Raw genomic sequence first — 19,590 nt, forward strand, 5'->3', positions numbered from 1 at the left:
GTGCGCCCGAGCGTCCCGTCCGGCCGCACGACAAAAGCCGCGCTTGCGGTCCTCGCCGTCCTCGCGGTTGCGAAGGCCGCTGGCCTCGTGCTCCTCGCCCAAGGCGTCGCGAACGGGCTCGCCGGTGCCTTCTCCGGTGAGCCGAGCGGCTGGCGAGGCGCGGCACTCGTGGCGGCGTGCGGCGTCGTCGTTCGTGCCGCCGCCGAGTGGGGCTCGCTTCAGGCGGGGCGCTGGGCTGCCGTCGGCGTGCGCGAGGACCTGCGCGCGCGCCTCGTCGGGAGCGCGCTCGAGCGCGGCGGCCGCGCCGCGCCGAACGCGTCGGCTGGGGAAGAGGGCGACGACGGCGCCGCCCGCGTGGCGTCGTCGGCCGCGGCGACCGCCGTGCTCGCCGTGCGCGGCCTTGACGCCCTCGACGCGTATTACACGGCGTATCTCCCGGCCCTCGTGCAATGCGCCGCGATTCCGCTCCTCGTCGGGGCCCGCATCCTCGACACCGACTGGGTGAGTGCCCTCATCATCGCGCTCACGCTGCCGCTCGTGCCCGTCTTCATGATCCTCATCGGGAGGCACACCGAGGACCGCGTCGCGGCGGCACAGCAGGCGCTCGCCCGCCTCGGCACGCATCTCGTCGAGCTCGCCCAGGGCCTCCCGGTCCTCGTCGGCCTCGGGAGGGCGGGAGAGCAGCGCAGGGCGCTCCGCGCCATCTCGGAGGAATTCTCGTCCCGGACCATGGCGACGCTGAGGGTCGCGTTCATGTCCTCGCTCGCGCTCGAGCTGCTCTCGACCATCTCGGTCGCCGTCGTTGCGGTCTTCATCGGAATCCGGCTCGTCAACGGCGAGCTATCGCTCGAAACCGGGATCCTCGCCCTCGTCCTCGCCCCCGAGTGCTTCCAGCCCGTGCGCGACCTCGGGACCGCGCATCACGCGAGCCAGGACGGAATCGAGGCCCTACGCCGAGCGGAGGAGGCGATCGCCCGGCCGCGCGGCACCGCGCTTGCGCGGGAATCTTGCGGGGCGTCTTCTTCCGGTCTTTCGACGCCGACCGACCTGCGCGCCGAGGGCCTCACCGTGCGCTACGCCGGGCGCGAGGACGCGGTGCTCGATGGGATCGGCTTCACGGCCCCGGCGGGGGAGATCACGCTCATCGCCGGGCCGAGCGGAGCGGGCAAGACAACGCTCCTGCACGCTGTCGCCGGGCTCGTCCGCGACGGCGCCGGCGCCGACGTCCACGGCGTGCTCGAGGGGGCCGAGCCGGAGCGCATCGCCTACGTTCCGCAGCACCCCCAGTTCACCGAGCCGAGCGTCGGCGCCGAGCTCGCCCTCGCCGCGGACGGCATTCCCAGGGACGATGCTGCGGCCGCGATCCGCGAGGCGCTCGACGCCGTCCTCTGCGAGGGGCTAGCCGCGGCCGCCCCTGCGGAGCTGAGCCCCGGGGAGCAGCGGCGGATCGCCGTCGCCCGCGGGCTCCTGCGGGTGCACGCGGGCGCAACTCTTCTGCTCCTCGACGAGCCCACCGCCCACCTCGATGCAAGGGCCGCGAGCGCCGTCGAGGCCGCCCTCGCGGCGCTCCGAGGACGGGCGACCATGCTGCTCATCGCCCACGCACCCGAGACGGCGGCGCTCGCCCGAAAACAAGTCGTGCTCGCCGCCGGGCCACACACACGCACGGACCTGGACCGTAGGGGCCCGCGCGGCGTCGGGCGATTCGACGTCGACCCGACCGCGGCGGGCCCGAGAGGCCCCCGCAACGCCCAGCCTCGGGACGACGGGCAGCCAGCCCCCGCGCTCATGCTCCGCGCGCTGTGGAGCCTCGCCCGCCCGGACCTTGCCCGCTATCTCGTAGCGGCACTCGCAGGGCTCGGGTCGGCAGCTGCCGCGGCGGCGCTCGCGGGACTGTCCGGCTGGCTCATCGTGCGGGCCGCCGAGCATCCGCCGATCCTGTACCTGCTCGCCGCGATCGTCGGCGTGCGCTTCTTCGGCATCGCGCGCGCGGCGCTCCGCTACGCGGAGCGGCTCGCAACCCACGCCGCCGTCTTCGCGACCCTCGCGGCCCTGCGCGATCGGCTCTGGCAGGCGCTCACCTCCCGCGGCCTGAGCGCCAGGCGGCTGCTCGTCCCCGGAGCAGCGCTCGAGAGCCTCATCGGGGACGCCGAGTCCGTGCGGGACGAGCTTCCGCGCGTCGTCCAGCCCGTCGCGACGGCCTTCCTCCTCGCGACCGCCGCGCTTGTCGCCGTCGGCTGGCTCCTCCCGCAGCAGATCCCGGCGCTGGCCGCCGCCGAGCTGCTCGCACTCGTCGTCGCCCCGCTCGCCACCCGGTGGGCTGACCGGCGGGCCGCGCCGGACGTGCAGGCCGGGCGCTCGCGCCTGCTCGAGAGGATCGGCCAGGCCCTCTCCGCGGCCGATGACCTCAAGGCCAACGGGCTCGCGCCGCGGGTCCTCGCGTCCCTTGAGGGCGACGACCGCCGGCTGGCGGCGCTCGAGCGCCGCGGCATCGCCGCCGAGGGGCTCGGCAAGGCGCTCGTGATCGTCGCGACCGGCTTCGCCGCCGTCGCTACGCTCGCGGTGGGCAACGCGCCCCCACCGGTCCTCGCCGCCGTCGTCATGCTCGAGCTCGCACTTGCCGAGCCGTTCGCAGCTGCGAGCACCGCGGCGCAGCGGATTCCCGCGCTGCGCTCGGCACTGCGCAGCCTCACGCAGGCCGCGCGGGAGGCTCCCGAGGGCGGGGCCGCCGAAGGCCGGGCGTCACTGGGCGCGCCGATCGCGGGAATGGGAGTAGAGGGTGCGCCATTCGAGGGATTGGCGATCGAGGGATTGGCGGCGGGCTGGCCCGGGAGCCCGGACGCGTTCCGCGGCCTCGCCGCCGCTGCGGGGCCCGGGGAGTGGCTCGTCGTGGCGGGCCCGTCAGGGAGCGGCAAGACGACCCTGCTGGCCGTGCTCCTCGGCTTCCTCGCCCCCCGGGAGGGGACCATCCGCGTGGGCGGCCGCGTTGCATGGTGCCCCCAGGAGTCCCACCTGTTCGACTCGACCGTCCGTGGGAACCTCGCCGTCGCGAGGCCCCGCGACGAGGCCCCGAACGACGACGAACTCTGGGCTGTGCTAGACCGCGTGGGCCTCGACGACCACGTCCGAGCCCTTCCGGGCGGACTCGACGCGCGGATCGGCAGCCGCGGCTCCCAGCTCTCCGGGGGGCAGCGGCAGAGGCTTGCAGTCGCTCGCACGCTCGTCGCGGGCGCCGCCGTCGTACTTCTCGACGAGCCGACCGCCCATCTGGACCCCGAGGCCGCCCACGAGCTCGTCTCCGCCTTGCACGCGGCGCTCGAGGACCGCACGGTCGTCATGGTCACCCACCGCGCATCGGAACTGCGCGAAGGTGACCTGCTCGTCCGGCTCGACGCGCTAGGCGACGGCGTGCGCCGGTTCGCGCTCGCGAGTTGAGCCCGTCGCGGCGCGGCCGGGACGGGGTTCGCGGGCTGCTGGCCTGCGTACCGCTAGCCGCGCACGTCGTGCAGATGATGCTCGACGTCGTGGAGAAAATACTGCGCGAGGGTCACGACCGTGAACTCGGAGCCGTTGCTCCTCAGCCCCCGCCGCCCGTAGGACGCCTCCGGCACCGCGGCGAAGGCGTCGCGGGCAGCGGCGCCCTGCTCGGCGAGCTCGGCCCGCACGGCCTCGGGCGCGGAGTCAGCGTAGGCCTTCTCGATGGCGGTCGCGTCCTGATCCCAGTTCGCGAACTGGGCGCCGTCCTCGACGAGCAGGAGCTCGAGCCGCTGCCGGAGGAGTTCGAAGACGTCCCGCACGTGGCAGCCGTATTCGAGCGGCGACCACGTGTCCTCCCGTGGGCGCTCGCGGACGCCTGCGCGTGCGAGGGCCGCGTCCCAGCGGGGCAGGGCCGCGTCGACGCGCCGGGCGACATCGCGGGGCGTGAGGCTATCGGCGTCGAAACCGCATTCGGGGCACCGCTCGCGGAGCACCCAGGTCCAGTCCTTGGTGTCTGGGGTGATGGGCATGCCCGCAGTCTAACGGGCCGCTGACGCCTCGGACGGGTTCCGCCTCGTCGGCGCGATGACCTTGATGACGGCCGAGTCATCGTGCGCGGAAAGGCCCTGCGCATGCCCGAGGAGGTAGAGCTGTTCGGCCGCGGCTGCGACGGGCGAGGCGAGCCCTGCGGCCCGGGCAGCCTTGCCCACGATCCCCATGTCCTTGACGAAGATGTCGAGCCGGCTCAGGACCTCCGCGCCGCCGTCCGAGTACGCCGCGAGCATACGGGGGCCCCGGTTCCCGAGCATGAAGGAGCCCGCGGCGCCAGCGTTGAGCGCCTCGAGGGTCGTCGCCTGGTCGAGACCGAGCGCGTCCGCGAGCGCGAGAGCTTCCGCCGCGGCGGCGATATGCACGCCGCATAGGAGCTGGTTGACGGTCTTGAGGGCCTGGCCGTCGCCGGGGTGATGCCCGACGACCGTGAGCGTCGAGGCGAGAAGCACGAGCACGGGACGGGCCTTCGCGAGGTCCTCGGGCGCAGCGCCGACGACGATGAGGAGGTCCCCATGGCCCGCGCGGAGGGGCCCGCCCGAAAGCGGTGCGTCGACGAGCCCGATGCCGAGATCGGCGAGGCGCTCCGCCGTCTCGCGCACGGCTTCGATGCCGACGGTGCTCGTGAGGATGACGACGGCGCCCGGCCCGAGTGAGCTCGCGACGCCTTCCGCTCCGAACAGCACATCGTGAAGCTGCTCTCCGTTGCGAACAGCCAGGAGCAGCGCGTCGGCCCCTGCGGCGGCTGAGCGGCCCGACGGGAACGTCGCGACGCCTGCCTCGGCGGCGAGGTCGAGGCGGGCCTGCGCGATGTCGAAGCCGTGCACCGTGAGCCGGCTCGCGAGGCGCGCGGCCATGGGCAGGCCCATGGCGCCCAGCCCGAGGACGGCGACGACGGGGGCGGGGGAATTCTCGGACATGGAAACTCCTGAGGCGTGTGGTGTGGGCTAGAACGTGCGGCTGAGCGTGCGGGTCACGGCGGCGAGCGACTCGTCGTCGCCCACGTTGCCCGCGAACACGACGTAGGGGATCCCCCGGGCCGGGCCGTCGACCGGTTCCCAGAGCGAGACGATCCCGGGGAGCATGGGGCCGCGGACGATCGCGCGGCGGATCTCGAGCCCATGCGCCGCGACGTCCGAGGACGTGATGCCGCCCTTGGCGATGACGAAGCGCGGCGGCGTCGTCGCGAGTACGCGGCTCACGAGGCGAACGACGGCGGCGCTCACCGCGCGCGCGATCTCAAGACTTTCGGCAGGGCTGTCCGAGCGCACGAGGGTGCGGCTCGTGTGAACGATGACGTCGCGGTCGGCCAGGGCGGAGGCGACCTCGGCCACGCGCGCCTCGAGGTAGGCCTCGGCCTGGGCGGGATCGAGGAGCCGAGCGACGTCGAGCTCGACGATGTGGGACGACGCATGCTGTTCCGTGAGGCGCGCAAGCTGGCGGGTCGTGAGGCCGACGTGCGAGCCGACGACGATGAGCCCGCCCGCGCTCGCATCGTCGCGGGCGGGTGTCTCGCCGCGGAAGATCTCATCGGCCGTGAGGGGCTCGCGGATCTCCTGTCCGATGCGGCCTCGCACGAAGGGCGGGCCGACGCGGTAGAGGAGCGTCTTCCCTCGCGCCTCTGCGGCCTCAAGCCCGAGAGCGAGGGCTCGGAAATCGGCCTCGGACACGATGTCCGCAACGATCGGTGTCAACGACTCCGCGGGGGTGATCGCGTCGGCGATGGCTTCGGAACCGGCGCGGACCGTGCTGAGGTCGAGGACGATGACGCCCGCCGCGGCTAGCCTCCCGCCGGACTTCTCCTCGATGTAGTCGGGGAGGTACGACGTCGAGAAGCCGAAGGTCGCGTCGCGCGCGAACTCAGTCTCGCTCACTCGGACCAGGGCGGCCGCGCCGTCCGGCCCGGTCGAGCGCATGTAGTGCTCGCCGCCGATCGTGACGCGCCCCGCGTCGGGGAACGCAGGGACGATGACGATTCCATCGATCGCGCTGGGACCGCCGTCCGCCGCGCCGTGCTCGGCGAGGGCCTCCGCGATGACGTCGGTCTCGAGGGGAAAGTGGCCGCGGAGCGTCGAGTCGCTGCGGCTCACGAAGGCGACCTCAGTGCCCGTCCCGGCGCCTGCCTCGAGCGCGGCCCTCACAACGTCGCGGTTGCGGCGCGCGGCCTCGTCGGGATCGAGGCTGCGGGTGTTCGTGAGCACGTAGACCGCGGACGCGCGCCCACCCGCGGGCTCGGCGCTGAAGGCCCACCGGAAGTCATCGACGTCCCAGCTCGTGAGCACGGGCAGATCCGCGACGGACTGGGTGCCCGTGGGGTCGTCGTCGAGCACGACGAGGACGCGGCCGGAACGGGCGACGGCGGAGGCAACGTCCGACGCCGAAATCCGGGGCTCGGCGGGGTATGGGGCAAGCGCATCGGCTTCGAGGAGCAAGGTGACACTTCCTTGTGCTGGACTCAGTGCTGGAGTCACGACATTTGTAAGATGTCTGACATTTAATCCAAGGGTTGCACATCCCGGGGCCGCCCCGCAAGCCGACGCCGACGCGGACTTTTGGTAACGGATCGATAACGCTTGAAGTCCTGTGATGGCGGGCCCAGTGCATGAAAGGCGCGTTCATCGGGATCTAATTGATAGTTGACTATCGATTGTCTCGATTACAGTAGATGGCTGCCCAGTGGGGCAGCAGACAGTCACAGCACAACAGCTCGAACCAGACCTTCGAAGACCGAGAGACGTGAGCATGCCGAGAGACCTCAGCCAGACAGCTACCGAACCGGCCGCGACCACCGCGCGGCGCCGGATCGTCTTCCGCAAACGGCGCCTGAGAGTGGGCGACGTCAACGTCGTCGATCGCTCGATGCTCCGCCGGGCCATCGGCGGGACGATCGTCGGCAACACGATGGAGTGGTTTGATGTCGGCGTCTTCGGCTACCTCATCACGACGATGGGCCCCGTCTTCCTCCCCGAGGCCGACTCTTCCGTGCAGACCCTCTTCCTGCTCGGCACATTCGCCGCGACCTTCGTGGCCCGCCCCGCGGGCGGTGTCGTCTTCGGCTGGCTCGGCGACAAGATCGGGCGCCAGCGCGTTCTCGCGGCGACGCTCATCATGATGGCGGCCTCGACGTTCGCCCTCGGCCTCCTGCCGGGCTATGCGCAGCTCGGCCTGGGGGCCGCTGTCCTCCTCGTCGCCGTCAAGCTCGTCCAGGGCTTCTCGACGGGTGGCGAATACGCGGGCGCGACGACGTTCGTGAGCGAGTATGCCGCAGACCGGCGCCGCGGCTTCCTTGCGAGCTTCCTCGACATGGGGAGCTACCTCGGATTCGCCCTCGGCGCCGCCCTCGTCTCCGGGCTCCAGCTCGCGCTCGGCTCCCACGCGATGGGGGAGTTCGGCTGGCGGATCCCGTTCCTCGTCGCGGGGCCGCTCGGCGCGACCGCGATCTACTTCCGGCTCAGGATCGAGGAGAGCCCCGCGTTCAAGGCCGCGCTGGATGCGCAGGAGCATTCCCTGCATGACCTCGCGGAGAAGGACGAGGCGGCGGCCAAGGGCCCCCTCGGCATCGTCCGCGCCTACTGGCGCGAGATCGTCGTCTCGATGGTCCTCGTCGCGGCCGCCAACACCGTCGGCTACGCGCTCACGTCGTACATGCCGACGTATCTGACCGAGTCGAAGGGCTACGACGAGCTCAACGGCACGCTCTTGACGATCCCCGTCCTCGTGGTCATGAGCCTGTGCATCCCGCTCACGGGGCGCCTCTCGGACCGCATCGGACGCCGCCCGGTCCTCTGGATCGGTGCCGTCAGCACGATCGTCCTGGCCGTTCCGGCCTTCGCACTCATCGGCGTCGGCTCCGTGCCGGCGACCCTCGCGGGGCTCGCGCTCATCGCGTTCCCTGTGACGTTCTACGTCGCGAATCTCGCCTCGGCGCTGCCCGCCCAGTTCCCGACGGCGAGCCGCTACGGCGGGATGGGCATCGCCTACAACTTCGCGGTCGCGATCTTCGGCGGCACGACGCCGTTCATCGTCGACGCGCTCATCCACTCGACCGGCAACGACATGATGCCCGCGTATTACCTCATGGGCACGTCAGCGGTCGGAGCGGTCGCGGTGTTCTTCCTCCACGAGTCCGCAGGGCGCCCGCTGCCCGGGTCGATGCCGAGCGTCGAGACCCCGGCCGAGGCGCACGCGGTCGTTGCGCGGCAGGACCACGATCCGCTCCTAGACCTCACCCACATGCCGCTCGCCGAGGTGCCCCTCGCCGTCGCGGACGACGGCGCCGTCGTTCAGCTTCCGCTCGACCATCCCGCGGCTGCGGATGCCGCGGAGCGGGAGGGCGTGGACCTCCAGGCGACAGCTCTCGAAGCGCAGGCGTCGGGCGAGGAACCCGTCGCGTCCGGACCGGTCAGTGCCAGCATCCCCGTGATCTGAGACCCGCTCGGCTGGCGCGGAACGGCAGGAGGCCCGGCTCCGTCACGGGGTGGCGGGCCTCCTGCCGTTCGATTGGCGCTCAGCCGAAGCTCGGGCCAACCTCTTCGATGCCCTGCGAGAGTGGGACGCCAGAGCCGTCGCGCCGCCCGTGCTCGTTCGGGAGCGAGCGCGCGACGCCGGCCGTCGAGGAGGCCTTTGCGGGGCCATGCCCCGCCCATGCCACGAGGAGCACGTCCTCGCCCTTGAGGTAGCGATGCGAGCGCACTCCGCCCGTCGCGCGGCCCTTCGCGGGGTACTCGTCGAATGGCGTCACCTTGGCCGTCCCGGGCGCGGTGCCCGGGAGGGCGCCGCGGCTTCCCGCGATCGTGACGACGACGGCGGACCCGTCGCCCGAGCCGATGACGCCGAAGAACAGCGCCTTGTCTCCGTCCGCGAGCTTGACGCCGGCCATGCCTCCGGCCAAACGGCCCTGCGGGCGCACGCTCGAGGCGGGGTAGTGGAGGAGCTGTGCCTGCTCGGTGATGAAGACGAGCGAATCCTCGTCTGCCGCGGGCGCGGCACCGATCACGCGGTCGCCGGCCTTGAGCGTGATGGCCTCCCAGTCCTCCCGATTGAGCGGATAGTCGGGCGCGACGCGCTTGACAATGCCCTGCTCCGTCCCGAGCGAGAACACCGTGTCGAGCGGGACGAGGGCAACGAGCGTCTCGCCCTTCTCGAGCGTCACGAAGTCCTTCGCGGGCACGCCGCCCGCTAGGTTCGGGAGGCCGGCCGTCTGGGCGAGGACCGGGAAATCGACCGCCTGGAGCCGCACCATCCGCCCGGCCGACGTCACGGCACCCAGCTCGCCGCGCGCCGTCGTCCGCACGACCGAGCGGAAGACGTCATGCTTCATGCGCGGGCCGCCCTCGGCGAGCGGATCGCCGCTCGCCGTGCGCGCGATGACGCCCGAAGCCGAGAGGATCGCCCAGCACGGCTCGTCCGCGATCTCGAGCGCGAGTGCGGGGGCCTTGCCCGAGGCCTTCTTGGCCTCGCCGCCGTCGGACGCCGCGAGCGCCGCGGACGCGGGCCGGGCCTCGGACTCGAGCAGCACCGTGCGGCGCGGCGTGCCGTACTTCGCGGCCATCTCGCCGAGCTCCCGCGAGACGAGCTCGCGCAGGAGAAGGTCAGAGCCGAGGATCGCCTCGAGCTCCTCGATCTCGCGGCGCAGCTCGTCCTGCTCCTTCTCGAGCTCGATGCGCGAGTATTTCGTGAGCTGGCGGAGGCGCAGCTCGAGGATGTAGTTGGCCTGGATCTCGGAGAGGTCGTACACGGCCATGAGCCGCTCGCGTGCGGCCGCGGCCTCGTCCGAGGTCCGGATGATCTGGATGACCTCGTCGATGTCCATGATCGCGACGAGGAGGCCCTCGACGAGGTGCAGCCGGTCCTTGCGCTTGCCGAGGCGGAACGCTGTGCGGCGGCGCACCACCGAGATGCGGTGGTCCGCGTAGACGCGCAGGAGCTCGAGAAGGCCGAGCGTCTGTGGCTGCCCGTCCACGAGGGCGACGTTGTTGATGCCGAACGAGTCCTCGAGCGGCGTGTAGCGGTAGAGCTGTTCGAGGACGGCATGGGGGTTGAAGCCGTTCTTGAGCTCGATGACGAGCCGGAGGCCGTGATTGCGGTCCGTGAGGTCCACGACGTCGCTGATGCCCTGGAGCTTCTTTGAGCCGACGGCGTCCTTGATCTTCTCGATGACCTTCTCGGGGCCGATCGTGTACGGCAATTCGGTCACGACAAGCCCGGTGCGGCGGGCCGAGAGCTGCTCGACCGCGACCGTCCCGCGCGTGCGGAAGGAGCCGCGGCCCGTGCGATACGCGTCGCGGATGCCGTCGAGCCCCACGATGCGGCCGCCCGAGGGGAGATCGGGGCCTGGTACGAGCTCCATGACCTCCTCGAGCGTCGCCTCGGGATTCGCGATGACGAGCTGCGCGGCGGAGACGACTTCGGCAAGGTTGTGCGGGGCCATGTTCGTCGCCATGCCGACGGCGATGCCCGTCGCTCCGTTGACGAGGAGGCTCGGGAACGCGGCCGGGAGCACCTCGGGCTGCATGAGCTGGCCGTCGTAGTTCGGGACGAAGTCGACGACGTCCTCGTCGAGGTCGTCCGTGAGGGCGAGCGCGGCCGCCGCCATGCGGGCCTCGGTGTACCGCGGCGCAGCGGGCCCGTCATCGAGCGAGCCGAAATTGCCATGCCCGTCGATGAGCGGCAGGCGCAGCGAGAAGTCCTGCGCCATGCGCACCATCGCGTCGTAGATCGCGGCATCGCCGTGCGGGTGGAGCTTGCCCATGACCTCGCCGACCACGCGCGCGCTCTTGACGTGGGCGCGGTCGGGCCGGAGGCCCATGTCGCTCATCATGTACAGGATGCGCCGCTGGACGGGCTTGAGCCCGTCCCGTGCATCGGGCAGTGCCCGGGAATAGATCACCGAGTACGCGTACTCGAGGAACGATGTCTCCATCTCGGACGCGACATCGATGTCCGTGATGTTCTCGGCCGGTGCGTCGCCGAGGGGCAGCATTTCGGAGGACTTCCCGGACGGGGACGATCGACGTGCCAACGCTTGCTGAATCCTAACGGGGAGGGAACGGGATCTGAACTAGGGTTGAGTCTATGGCGGATCAGGGCCCTGGAAGCGCATATCCCCAGCATTGGGAGGCCGATGTCGTGCTCCGGGACGGCGGGACGGCGCATCTGAGGCCCATCCGCGCGAGCGATGCCGAGGCCCTCCAGGCGTTCCACGTCGGCCAGTCGGAGAACTCCGTCTATCTCCGCTTCTTCAGCTACAAGGCGCGCCTCTCGGACGCGGAGCTCAAGCGCTTCACGGAGGTCGACTACGACGATCGGGTGGCCCTCGTCATCACGATCGGGGACGAGATCATCGGCGTGGGCCGCTACGACCGGCTCGACAATCCCGCCGAGGCCGAGGTTGCGTTCAACATCTCGGACCGACATCAGGGGCGCGGGCTTGGATCGATCCTGCTCGAGCACCTCGCGGCCGCCGCCCGAGAGCGCGGGATCCGACGCTTCACAGCCGAAGTGCTCCCCGAGAACCGCAAGATGCTCACGGTCTTCGCGGAGGCCGGCTACGCCGTCGAGCGCCATTTCGACGACGGCGTCGTGATGGTCGCATTCGAGATCGACCCGACCGAGAAGTCCCGCTCCGTCATGGAGTCGAGGGAGCACCGCGCGGAGTCGCTCTCGGTCAAGGGACTGCTCGCGCCGCGTTCTATCGCGATCGTCGGGGCGAGCCGGCGCTGGGGATCGATCGGCCATCAGCTGCTCTCCCACGTCGTCGAGGGCGGCTTCGCGGGGGCGGTCGCGGCGGTCAATCCCGAGGCTCTCGAGCTCGGCGGCATGCTCACCTACGCGAGCATCCGGGACGTCCCAGGGCCGGTCGACGTCGCCCTGGTCGCCGTGCCGTACGACGACGTCGCGGGCGTCGTCGCCGAATGCGCCGCTGCCGGCGTCAGGGGGGTCATCGTCGCGTCGGCGGGGCATGCCGAGGACGGCGAACGTGGCCTCGCGCGCCAGCGGGAGCTCGTGCGCAGTGCCCGCGCGCTCGGCATGCGCGTCGTGGGGCCCGGTTCGCTCGGCGTCGTCAACACGGATCCGGACGTGCGGCTCAACGCGTCCCTCGCCCCGGACATGCCGCGGCGCGGGCCGCTCGGCCTGTTCAGCCAGTCGGCCGCGATCGGCGTCGCACTCTATGCCGCGGCGGCGCGCCGGAGGCTCGGCTTCTCGACGATCGTCTCCGCCGGCAACCGCGCGGACGTCTCGGGCAACGACGTCATGCAGTTCTGGGAGGACGACGCGGCGACGAGCGCCGTCGCCCTGTACCTCGAATCCTTCGGCAATCCGCGCAAGTTCTCCCGGATCGCCCGGCGCCTCGCGCGGACCAAGCCCGTCGTCGTCGCGAAGAGCGATGTGCTCGGGGTGCGGCTGCCTCCGGGGCACGCCGTGCGCGCGTCGGAGGCCCCGCCCGGTGCCCTCGACGCGATGCTGCGCCAGGCCGGCGTCATCCGTGTGTCGACGCTCGAGGAGCTCGTGGACGTTGCCCAGATCCTCCAGGGGCCCCGGCCGGCGGGACCCCGGGTGGCAGTCCTCGCGAACGCCGTCGCGCTGGGCCGCGTCGTCGCTGACGCCGCGGAGTCGCACGGGCTCGCCGTCGTCCTCAACGCGTGGGACCTCGACCTCTCGGGGCCGTCCGTCGCGCTGCCCGCGCTGAGGGCCCGCGTGCTCGAGGCCATGGACGGCGGGACGGTCGACGCCGTCGTCCTCGCCCTCGTCCCCACGGCGGGCGTGCGCCCGCACGCCGTCGCCCACCTCCTCGCCGAGTGCGCGGCGTCCCGGTCGAAGACTGTCGTCGCCGCCTTCACGGGCATCCTCGCGCACCCCGAGGACGCCGAGGGCATGATCCCGGACGACGACGGCGCCGGGCCGGCACGCGCGCGGATTCCCGCCTTCACGAGCGCGGGGGACGCCGTCGCCGCCCTCGGCGCGGTCGCGCGCTACAGCGAATGGCTCGCGCGTGAAGAGGGGACCCCGTTCGAGGCCGAGCACGATGAGGAGGCCGCCCACGCGCTCATCGCGCGGTTCATTGCCGAGGCCGGGGTCTCGGGCACGGAGCTCGTGCGCCTCGACCCCGAGCAGGCGGCGGCCCTCCTCGCGTGCTACGGCGTTCCCGTCCTCCCGTCCCGCCCGGTGAGCAGCGCCGAGGAGGCCGTCGCGGCGGCGGACGAGCTCGGCTGGCCGGTAGCGGTCAAGTCCACCGCGGAAAGCCTCCGCCACCGCCTCGACCTCGGGACCGTGCGGATCGACATCCGCGACGAAGCCTCGCTGCGTTCGGCCGTCCTTGTCATGGAGGAGTCGCTTGCGGCGTACGGGCCGCTCGCGGACTCGTCCCGCGGGGCCGCGAAGCTCGAGGTCCAGCGCATGGCTCCGCTCGGCCAGGCCTGCGTCGTCCGGGCCATCGAAGACCCGCTCCTGGGCCCCGTCGTCTCGTTCGGGCTCGCGGGGGACGCCGTCGCGCTCCTCGACGACTGGGCACATCGCGTCCCGCCGCTCACGACCCAGGACGTCGGAGACCTCGTGCGGGCGCCGCGGGCGGCGCAGAAGCTGCTCGGGTACGAAGGCCTCCCGGCGCTCGACGTCGCAGCCGTCGAAGGGCTCGTGGGCCGGATCGCGCTGTTCAAGGACGCCCATCCCGAGGTGTCCGTGCTAGAGCTCAGGCCCGTCGTCGTGAGCGAGCAGGGCCTCACGGTCCTGCACGCCGATGTGTGGCTAGGCAACGCCGCCCAGCGGACGGACACGGCGCGCCGCGCGATGTCGGAGCAGTAGCCGGCCCAGGGGCGTGCGCCCAAGGGCCGAAAGCGTGCCCGATGCGGCGTCTGGGAGAATGGTGCGCATGAGCCATACGCCGTCCCCCCGCGTTCCTGGACAGGAGACCGCGACGACGAGGACCCTGAGCGCCGACCTCGAGCGAACCGGCTTCTACCCCCGGCTCGTCGCCGACGTCGTCGACGACGCCCTCGACGGCGCCGCGACGCTCGCCCATCTCGTGCATCTCGAGACCCACTTCGAGCGCGCCGAGGTCCGGCGCCACGTGACCGTCCTCGCGCTCACGGACGAGCTCCTCGTCATCACGCATGTCGACGAAGCCCCGCTCGAGGCGGATCCACAGCGTATGACGGCCCAGGTCTCGACCGAGTCGGTCCCGCTCGCCCAGATCGCCACGGTTGTGCTCAGCTACGTGTTCGCCGAGCCGGCCGCGTACGAGCCGGGGGACCCCGTCCACGAGGTCACCCTCGCGATCGCGTGGTCCGGCGGCCAGCGGCTCGATATCCTCCCCGCCTCGTGCGGCGACCCGAACTGCGACGCAGACCACGGATACACCGGGACGATCGCGCAAGAGGACATCGTGCTGCGGATCAGTGCCGAGGCGGACGGGCCCGAGGCGGTCAGCACCGCGAAGCATTTCGCGCGGCTCCTGCGCGCGGCCAACGCGGCGAGCGCGTCGGGTGCGGCACCGGGCCCGGGCACGCCCGCGGACGGCCTGCCGCGCCCGCGGCTCGCGGGCTTTGGCGGGCGCGTGCGCGGCCACGGGGGCCGCCAATGACGGCTGTCGGGCAGCCGCTGCCCGAGCCGCCCGCGTACGGGCGCCGCAGCCTCGCCGAGGTGCTTCCCAGCTGCGCCGCCGCCCTCGGCCTCCCGGGCTTCGACAACGCGCTCGGCCTGCCTGCGACGCCCCGCCTGTGCGTCGTCATGGTCGACGGCCTCGGCCGCTCGCTCCTCACCCAGCGGGCGGCCCACACGCCTTTCCTCAGGGCCAAGCTCCAGGAGGCCCAGGGCGGTATCCCGACGACGCTGGATGCTGCGTTCCCGAGCACGACGGCGTCATCCCTCGCGAGCTTCGGCACCGGACTCCCGCCGGGGCAGCACGGGATGGTCGGCTACGACGTGCTCGCGCCGCACCTCGACCGCGTCGTGAACCAGCTCGGCGGATGGGATCCGGATGTCGACCCGGACCGGTGGCAGCCCTTTCCCACCGTCTTCGAGCGGATCTCGCAGAGCATCCCCGTCACGACCGTGAGCCTCCCGCAGTTCGAGCGCTCGGCGATGACGCGGGCCGCGCTGCGGGGAAGCCGGTTTGTCGGAGCCGAGACGCTCCATGCCCGCTCGACCGCGGCGGCACAGGCGGTCGCCGGGGCGCCGCGCACGCTCCTGTACTTCTACCTCAACGACCTCGACAAGGCCGGCCACCTCTCGGGCTGCGGCTCGCGCGCGTGGGAGGAGGCCCTCGAAGAGGTGGACTCGTGCATCCGGCGTCTCGATGCCCAGCTCCCGGGCGGCACGCTCGTCCTCGTCACGGGCGACCACGGCATGGTGGACATCCCCGAACACCGCCGCATCGACTTCGGGGCGGAGCCCGACCTCGTCGAGGGCGTGCGGCACACCGCGGGGGAGCCCCGGATGGTCCACCTGCACGTCGAGGATCCCGGGCATGACGGCGCGGTGCAGCGTGTGATCGACCGCTGGCGCGAGCGCTTCGGCAGCCAGGCCTGGATCATGACGCGGAAGGAGGCCGTCGAGGCGGGGCTCTTCGGCGACGTGCGAGACGACGTCCTCCCGCGGATTGGCGATGTCCTGGTTGCCGTCCATGGCGAGCTCGCCCTCTACGACGGCCGTCGGGCCCGCCCTACGGCGTTCTCGATGGTGGGCCAGCACGGCTCGCTCACGAAGGCCGAGCGGCTCGTGCCTCTTGTGGTGTTTCGGGCCGGGGGCCCGGCGAAGTCGAAGCGGAGGCGGCGTGGCTGAGCTCGTGTTCTTCACGGGAACGATGGACAGCGGGAAGTCGACCCTCGCGCTCCAGATGGACTACAACCATCGGGCGGGCGGGCGCCGCGGAGTCCTCTTCACGAAGCATGACCGCGCGGGCGAGGCCGTCATCACGAGTCGGCTCGGGCTGCGGGTCGGTGCGAGCGAGGTCACGGGAGCGCTGAGCTTCTGGGACGAGGTCGTGCGGCTGCGCACCTCGGGCCACGAGGTCGACTATCTCGTGTGCGACGAGGCGCAGTTCTACAATCCGGCCCAGATCGACGAGCTCGCGCGAGTTGTGGACGAACTCGGAGCCGACGTGTACGCGTTCGGAATCCTCACCGACTTCCGTGCGGAGCTCTTCCCCGGCTCGCGCCGGCTCGTCGAGCTCGCGGACCGCATCCAGGTGCTCCAGGTCGAGACTCTGTGCTGGTGCGGGCGGCGCGCGACTCACAATGCCCGGACCGTCGGCGGCCACATGGTCGTCGAGGGGGACCAAGTGGTGATCGCCGACATCGGCGGCGTTCAGAGCGAGATGCAGCCGGCCGAGGAGGTCGGGTACGAGACCCTGTGCCGCCGCCACCATCGTGAGCACCGGACGGCGGCGACCGCGAATGTCCTCCGCGAGGAGGAGCAGCTCCTGCCGTTCGGAGACTAGCCGAGGGGCGGTGCGCCGAATTCGACGCGCCGCCCCGACTGGCCTATCGTGCCGCGCCTAGTCGCCCTTCGTGCCGAAGACGATCTCGTCCCAGCTGGGAATCGACGAGCGCCTGGGACGAGATGTCCGCCGCTGGGGCTCCGTGGCCGGTTCGTCGGCGGTGGCCGTTTCCGGCGCCGTCGCCGACGGCGCCGGAGACTCCGCGGTCGTGGGCGCGTCGTCCGCGCCGCCCGTGGGCTCGGATTCGTCGTGCGAGGCGCCCGCTTCTGAGGCCTCGGCCTCGCCGCTCCGCTCATCCGCGGCGTCGTCCACATCGTCGTCTCGCCCTGCTCCCGGGAACGGAACCGCGGGCACGATCGTGATCTCTCGCGTCGAGGTGCTCAGGCCAGGGGCCAGACGCAGATGGCCGTCCTCGGGCGTTCTGCTGGCGTCCTCCTCGCGGGACAGCCGCGGGAAGATCGACGTGATGCTGTCGCGCACGGGCTCAAGGCGGCGCGGACGCGCCTCGCCGTCGCGAGCCTCACTCTCGGAATGGTTCTCCGCGGGTCGTGGATGCGCGGCAGGGATGCCCTGGGTGAGCAGGAGCGCGAGGGCGTCGTCCGCGTTCTCGTCGACCCCGAGCCGCTGGCCGCGGCGCGCCCGCAGCATGTCAAGGAGATCAGACTCGGCATCGTGCGCATCAGGCTGGGACGCGCGGGCCGGCTCGGCTTCGACGTCGAACGGGCGGTCGACGACGGAGAGGCGCCTCGGCGACGTCGGGCCGTCGAGCGTCTCGAGCTCGCTCAGCTGCTGCGCCCAGCGGTTCGCGTTCGTGACGCTCCGGCGCACGGGGTTGAACGTCCACGTCGCGGGGGGCTCCTCGCCGATCGAGTCGGGCGCATCCGCAGGCAGCTCGAAGCGCGCCACGACAGTCCAGAGGCCGTCCCTCCGTCGCCACGAGTCCCACTCGACGGTGGACGGATCCACGCCGTGGACCGCGAGACGGTGCGCGACCATGTCCCCCAGATGTGCGGGGCCCGGGCCGAACTCTGCCGCGAACGCGGACTGGGCAGGCGGCGGCGGCGCGATTTCGGAGCCTTGGGCGAGGCGCACCATGTGTTCGCGCTCGGCGAGCACGGGCGTCTCGTAGCGCTGGACCCTCGCAAGGGGGATCCCGGAGGCCTCGGCGATGCTCTCGGCGGTGGCACCCGCGCGGATCTCAGCCTGGATCTGGCGGGGAGACATGTTCGCGGCGCCGGACGGGGCGGGCCGTTGGGGTGCCGGGCGCGCGATGGCGCGACGCAGGGCCTCGTCGAGGGGCAGGCGGAAGGTACCGCCCGAGCCGGCGGTCAGCAGGAGGTGCTGCCCGTCGTCGTGCACGCCGACGAGGCGCAGTTCCTGCAGATGATCCTGCGGCTGATCCCGCATCGATGCCTCCAGCATTGCCTAGTCCTCCACAGAACTGTGCCATCCCCGCCCCCGGATTTCCGGGCAATCGCTCGGTGTGCCGCGACATCGTAGGACCACAATCTGCACCGGAGTGGCGAAACTCGCGCCGATCGGGAACAATCTCCCCGTCACTGGGCACAAAATGGGGGCCGAGTGCGTTAGAGAGTGGACTACGTGGAGTGACCACGTGACTGATGCGACTAACCGGAGCGTGAACGAAGAACTATGGCGACCGATTACGATGCGCCGCGCAAGAACGAGGAAGAGCTCAACGAGGATTCGCTCGAGGAGCTGAAGACGCGGCGCACGGACAAGCAGTCCGCCTCAGTGGACGAGGATGAGGCCGAGGCCGCGGACAGCTATGAGCTCCCGGGTGCGGACCTGTCCGGCGAAGAGCTGCTCGTGCGTGTCCTGCCGGCCCAGGCAGACGAATTCACGTGCGCATCGTGCTTCCTCGTGCGCCACAGGTCGCAGATCGCCCGTGAGAAGAACGGGCTGTACTACTGCAAGGAATGCGAGGGCTGACGCAGATCAGCTCATGTGGGCGATCAGGCCCGACTGGCGGCCAGCGCAGCGACCAGCTGCGCTGGCCGTCGCGTTGAGATGAGCCAGTACGGCGTGGGGTCGTCCGGATCGTCGAGCTCCACCCGGACCACGGGCGAGATCCATCCGCGCAGGCACAGGTAGGCCCGTCCGTCGAGTCGGGTGCCTCGTTCGGCCGTCGCCTCGTCGCCCGTGAATCCCTCGGCCGAGGCGACGAATTCGCGGGGGAGCACAGCGCGCCCAGCGCGGAACTCCCGTGGGGTCACGACGACGGCGGGCGTCGTCGCGACAAGGATCCCGCACAGCACGAGGAACACGATGGCCGCCCCCGTGAAGCCCGCGGAGACGCTGATCGGCGCGAGCACGAGGACGCAAGCCCCCGCGATCCCGAGCACGACGACCCACACCCACCACGCGGGCCAGAGCTTCTCGGTGAAAACAGCTCCCGCGGATTCTCGGGGCAAGGGCGCGGCGGACGGCGAATCAGACATGGTTCAAGCTTTCCATCACGCCCGCGCAAGCGCCAAAGCGGCCGGCGGCCCCGAGCCCAGCCGATACAGTGGGTAGGTGACCGCAGCCCAGACGACTGACGACCAGCCCGAGGCCATCGCCGACGGGGCCGAGGACGCCCGCCCGGCGGCCCACGAGGCGTGGCAGCCGACCCTCGAAGTCGAGGTGGTGATGCTCGACGACGGCCTTCCGGCGCCGTCGTACGCCCACCCTGGGGACGCAGGCGCCGACCTGTGCTCGCGCATCGACTTCTCGCTCGCGCCGGGGGAGCGCCGCCTCGTCCCGACGGGCGTAAGCATCGCGCTGCCCTTCGGCTACGTCGCCCTCATCCATCCGCGGTCCGGCCTGGCGACGAGGCATGGCCTCACGGTCGTCAACGCGCCCGGCACCGTCGATGCCGGGTATCGGGGCGAGATCGCTGTGACCCTTTTGAACACGGATACGCGCGAAACGCTCAGCCTCCGGCGCGGCGATAGAATTGCACAGATGGTGATCCAGCGCGTCGAGTACGCGCGCTTCGTCTCCGTCGCCGAGCTCTCGGAGTCGGCGCGGGGGACCGGCGGCTTCGGCTCCACCGGGGGATTCTCGGCGTAGTAGCGCCTGCTTGGACCGGGACTCGCCCAGCGGTGGCCCCCGGACGGCTGACT

At 71.7% G+C, this 19,590-nt stretch carries 14 protein-coding genes; 8 read left to right on the forward strand and 6 right to left on the reverse strand.

From position 1 onward, the window contains the following. Complete coding sequence (gene cydD, locus SPF06_RS05945) at nt 1-3,435, forward strand: thiol reductant ABC exporter subunit CydD (RefSeq protein ID WP_323278073.1); 3,435 nt, start codon at nt 1-3, stop codon at nt 3,433-3,435. Nucleotides 3,436-3,488: 53 nt separating this feature from the next. Here cydD and SPF06_RS05950 read toward each other — a convergent pair whose 3' ends face one another. Genes SPF06_RS05950 through SPF06_RS05960 form a run of 3 tightly spaced genes read right to left on the reverse strand, consistent with a single transcriptional unit; the run spans nt 3,489 to nt 6,458 of the window. Next, a complete protein-coding gene (locus SPF06_RS05950) occupies nt 3,489-4,007 on the reverse strand; it encodes a DinB family protein (RefSeq protein ID WP_323278074.1) in 519 nt (172 codons plus the stop codon). Nucleotides 4,008-4,016: 9 nt separating this feature from the next. Further along, nucleotides 4,017-4,946, reverse strand: coding sequence for an NAD(P)-dependent oxidoreductase (locus SPF06_RS05955; protein WP_323278076.1), 930 nt, complete (start codon nt 4,944-4,946; stop codon nt 4,017-4,019). Between the two features lie 27 nt (nt 4,947-4,973). Then, the gene (locus SPF06_RS05960) at nt 4,974-6,458 is read right to left on the reverse strand and encodes a four-carbon acid sugar kinase family protein (protein ID WP_323278078.1); all 1,485 of its coding nucleotides are present in this window, start codon (nt 6,456-6,458) and stop codon (nt 4,974-4,976) included. Nucleotides 6,459-6,768: 310 nt separating this feature from the next. Here SPF06_RS05960 and SPF06_RS05965 point away from each other — a divergent pair, with 310 nt between their 5' ends. Further along, nucleotides 6,769-8,454, forward strand: a complete 1,686-nt coding sequence (locus SPF06_RS05965; RefSeq protein WP_323278080.1) for an MFS transporter — start codon at nt 6,769-6,771, stop codon at nt 8,452-8,454. A 79-nt stretch (nt 8,455-8,533) separates the two neighbouring features. Here SPF06_RS05965 and SPF06_RS05970 read toward each other — a convergent pair whose 3' ends face one another. After that, nucleotides 8,534-11,008, reverse strand: a complete 2,475-nt coding sequence (locus SPF06_RS05970; RefSeq protein WP_323278082.1) for a DNA gyrase/topoisomerase IV subunit A — start codon at nt 11,006-11,008, stop codon at nt 8,534-8,536. A 92-nt stretch (nt 11,009-11,100) separates the two neighbouring features. On the opposite strand from SPF06_RS05970, the gene SPF06_RS05975 reads away from it, so the two are divergent. The 4 genes from SPF06_RS05975 (at nt 11,101) to SPF06_RS05990 (ending at nt 16,462) form a co-directional block, all read left to right on the forward strand. After that, the gene (locus SPF06_RS05975) at nt 11,101-13,827 is read left to right on the forward strand and encodes a bifunctional acetate--CoA ligase family protein/GNAT family N-acetyltransferase (RefSeq protein WP_323278084.1); all 2,727 of its coding nucleotides are present in this window, start codon (nt 11,101-11,103) and stop codon (nt 13,825-13,827) included. 67 nt (nt 13,828-13,894) lie between these two features. Further along, nucleotides 13,895-14,605 carry a DUF5998 family protein gene (locus SPF06_RS05980; protein WP_323278086.1) on the forward strand — a complete coding sequence of 237 codons (711 nt, stop codon included), beginning with the start codon at nt 13,895-13,897 and terminating at the stop codon, nt 14,603-14,605. Next, nucleotides 14,602-15,804 (forward strand): alkaline phosphatase family protein, encoded by a 1,203-nt coding sequence (locus SPF06_RS05985; protein ID WP_323278088.1) that lies wholly within the window; start codon nt 14,602-14,604, stop codon nt 15,802-15,804. The genes SPF06_RS05980 and SPF06_RS05985 overlap by 4 nt, the downstream gene beginning before the upstream one ends. After that, nucleotides 15,797-16,462: a thymidine kinase gene (locus SPF06_RS05990; RefSeq protein WP_323278090.1), complete on the forward strand. Its 666-nt coding sequence runs from the start codon at nt 15,797-15,799 to the stop codon at nt 16,460-16,462. Before SPF06_RS05985 ends, SPF06_RS05990 begins: the two co-directional genes overlap by 8 nt. A gap of 57 nt (nt 16,463-16,519) precedes the next feature. Here the strand turns inward: SPF06_RS05990 and sepH are convergent, their stop codons facing one another. Next, nucleotides 16,520-17,884 carry a septation protein SepH gene (gene sepH / locus SPF06_RS05995; RefSeq protein ID WP_323278091.1) on the reverse strand — a complete coding sequence of 455 codons (1,365 nt, stop codon included), beginning with the start codon at nt 17,882-17,884 and terminating at the stop codon, nt 16,520-16,522. Nucleotides 17,885-18,115: 231 nt separating this feature from the next. On the opposite strand from sepH, the gene SPF06_RS06000 reads away from it, so the two are divergent. Then, nucleotides 18,116-18,415: a DUF4193 domain-containing protein gene (locus SPF06_RS06000; RefSeq protein ID WP_323278092.1), complete on the forward strand. Its 300-nt coding sequence runs from the start codon at nt 18,116-18,118 to the stop codon at nt 18,413-18,415. A 23-nt stretch (nt 18,416-18,438) separates the two neighbouring features. Here SPF06_RS06000 and SPF06_RS06005 read toward each other — a convergent pair whose 3' ends face one another. Continuing rightward, on the reverse strand, nt 18,439-18,924 hold the full coding sequence (locus tag SPF06_RS06005; RefSeq protein WP_323278094.1) for a DUF3093 domain-containing protein: 486 nt from the start codon (nt 18,922-18,924) through the stop codon (nt 18,439-18,441). A 115-nt stretch (nt 18,925-19,039) separates the two neighbouring features. Here SPF06_RS06005 and dut point away from each other — a divergent pair, with 115 nt between their 5' ends. After that, a complete protein-coding gene (dut, locus tag SPF06_RS06010; RefSeq protein WP_323278285.1) occupies nt 19,040-19,537 on the forward strand; it encodes a dUTP diphosphatase in 498 nt (165 codons plus the stop codon). Nucleotides 19,538-19,590: the final 53 nt, after the last annotated feature.

This window comes from Sinomonas terricola (assembly GCF_034931225.1).
GTDB lineage: Bacteria > Actinomycetota > Actinomycetes > Actinomycetales > Micrococcaceae > Sinomonas > Sinomonas terricola.